The sequence below is a fragment of the Slackia sp. genome, from assembly GCF_977041755.1.
Genome location: NZ_CDRRGL010000188.1, coordinates 1 through 2,706 on the forward strand (window position 1 = coordinate 1; position 2,706 = coordinate 2,706).

Sequence of the window (2,706 nt, forward strand, 5' to 3'; positions counted from 1 at the left end):
CCCTTTCAGCACTTCGCGTCCATTGAATGTCAGGAACCCGTCGAGCAGCGCGACGCATTCCTCCATGCTCGTGAGCTGTTGGCGCTCGGCGCGCATCTCCGCGGTGTCGAGGAACATCGTGACGAGACGGTTGAGGTCGCTAATCTCCTTCTCGGTAAGATAGTTCTTCGCTACGGTCACGTCGCTGGAATGGATCGGGCCGTCGGGCGAGCCTTTCCATGACGTCAACCCCATGTGGGGAAGCGCCGGGTCTGACCTCCGCTGCACGATGCCTGCAGCCGTGTCGCCGGTTACTGCATAATGTAGCTTGTTCTGAACCGTCGCATAGAACCTCCGCGCTATGTCACTGTTGCGGTCGTAGTCGAACGTGCATTCCTGGAAGATGTCCGTAATCTTCTGGTACACGCGTCGCTCGCTCGCGCGGATGTCGCGGATGCGCACGAGCAGCTCGTCGAAGTAATCCTTGCCGAACGGCGCGCCGTTCTTCAGCATGTCGTCATTAAGCACGAAGCCCTTGACGATGTACTCTTTCAGCGTCGACGTGGCCCATTGTCGGAAGCGGGTGGCTTGCATCGAGTTCACTCGGTACCCGACGGCTATGATCGCGTCTAGGTTATAGAACAAAACCCTGTAATTTTTACCGTCCGCGGCAGTTGTTGCAATTTCTGCAACAACTGAATTCTCGTCAAGCTCCCCGCTTTCGAAGATATTCTTTAGATGGCGGGAGATCGTCGACTTGTCTTTTCCGAAAAGCTCGGCTATCTCTTTTTGCGGCATCCAGAATGTCTCGCTCATGTAGCTGACTCGTACGGGCACGTTGGCCCCTTGCGACTGGTACAGGATGATTTCAGCTTCGTTGTGTTCGGCCATGGCTCTCCTTTCAAAGCAATCGATTTCCAGCACCATTTTGCCGCCGCCGGCAAAATAGTGCGCCCCTAAAACTCCCAATCGAACGGCAGCACGTAGTAGACGACGCGGCCTATCACCGTGAAGTCACGCGCCTTATTCCAATTCGCCCGAGGCTTGGAACCAGACGACAGAGCCGACGAACTCCACCGTGTGGTCGTCTCCCGCGATCACGATGTCCTCGTAGCCAGCCTCCCACGAGTCGGGGGAGAGCACGAGCACCGAAGAGCCCTTGTAGAGCCTGCGCATCACGTAGTCGGCGCCGTCGATGCTCACGACCGCTATGGAGCCGTTCGTCGGCCGCTGCATCGGGTCGATGAGGATGTATGAGCCTTCCGGGTAGATCTTCGACATGCATTGGCCCTCGACCTGGAGGAAGTAGCCGTCGCGGTGGCGCTCCCACACCTCGTACGGCAGCGAGATGCGCTCGTCGAACACCTGGGGCTCTTGGGCGTCGCCCGCGTGCACCTTGCCCAGGAGAGGGAGGTATGCCTTGCGAGGCTCGGTCGGCGTGATTGCGCCGGGAACGCGCTTAATGTTGCTGTCATCGACCAATTCCGACATCGAAACGCCGAGAACTTCTGACAGCTTCTCAACAGCTCCCATTCGCGGCTGCGACCAACCCGTTTCCCACTGCGTCACCGTTGCTCTTGTAACGCCAACAAGATCGGCTAGTTTTGCTTGCGTTAAGTCCGCATCGGTGCGGAACTTCCTGATGTTTTCCGCCAAACCCATGTGTCTACTCCTTAGTGGTTAATTTATTTTAACATTCTAGTAAGTTTTTATTAACACAACAATGTTGGTTTGATTAACATGAAAGCCGTCGAAAGGAGGCAAACGAAAGATGTTGAGAACGCTCAAGGAAATACGTGAAGAACGTGGCGTGAAGCAACTAGATGTTGCTTGGAATGGCGCTTCGCACACGATAAAGTTTCAGCAGGGAAGAACTCATGGACGGCATTTTGAACGGTATTTTTTTGGGGGGCCGTGAATGAAATTCGGAGAAGCGCTTATTGATTTGCGCAAACGCAATGGGCTCACGCAGGAGGAGCTTGCGGCGAAATTGTACGTGACTCGTCAGGCAGCGTCTCGGTGGGAGCGGGGCGAAGTAACGCCTGGCATTGATATGCTGAAGCTTATCGCGAATGTGCTGAACGAGCCCGTTGCACACCTCCTTGATTGGCCTGAGCATTACTGCGAAAGCTGCGGAATGATGCTTGCGCCCGAAGAATACGGCACTGATGCCCATGGCTCTGCCGACTCGCATTATTGCAAATGGTGCTATCAACAGGGCGAATATACCTATGAAACAACAATGGACGCCATGATTGAAGACTGCGCACCGCGCTTGGCGGAAAGCACGGGAATGACGCGCGACGAGGCCGTGTCTCTTATGGGCGCGGTGCTGCCGCATCTGAAACGTTGGAGCGCGGTGCATTCGAACGAGATGCGCTATGGCGTCGAGGCTCGCGAGCGCTATGGTGATGCGGCGGTCGATGCATCAAACGAAAGACTGCTCGACATGAGCGACGAGGAGTGGAAGACGAAAGAAAAGCATGAAGTCGCAATTATCGAGCAGCTGAAGAAGGCGATGTTGACGGGCGATACGTCGAGCCCTGAAGCGGTGAAATTGGCGCGCATGCATGCCGACTGGATTCGCATGCAATGGGCGCAGGGCGCTTACTCGCCGCAAGCGCACGTCTGTCTTGCTCGAGGGTATTTGGTCGACAATCGATTCGTCGAGTACTACGACTCCCGCGCGGGGAAAGGCGCGACGGAATTCCTCGTAGAGGCGATAGA

General features: G+C 55.8%; 3 protein-coding genes. 1 reads left to right on the forward strand and 2 read right to left on the reverse strand.

The window, feature by feature from the left end:
• Window positions 1-870 (reverse strand): RhuM family protein (gene rhuM, locus ACWI8T_RS09310; protein WP_449138739.1); only part of this gene is annotated, 870 nt, incomplete at its 3' end.
• A 132-nt stretch (window positions 871-1,002) separates the two neighbouring features.
• Window positions 1,003-1,641, reverse strand: a complete 639-nt coding sequence (locus tag ACWI8T_RS09315; protein ID WP_288485081.1) for a LexA family protein — start codon at window positions 1,639-1,641, stop codon at window positions 1,003-1,005.
• 256 nt (window positions 1,642-1,897) lie between these two features.
• On the opposite strand from ACWI8T_RS09315, the gene ACWI8T_RS09320 reads away from it, so the two are divergent.
• Window positions 1,898-2,706 (forward strand): TipAS antibiotic-recognition domain-containing protein (locus tag ACWI8T_RS09320; protein ID WP_449138740.1); only part of this gene is annotated, 809 nt, incomplete at its 3' end.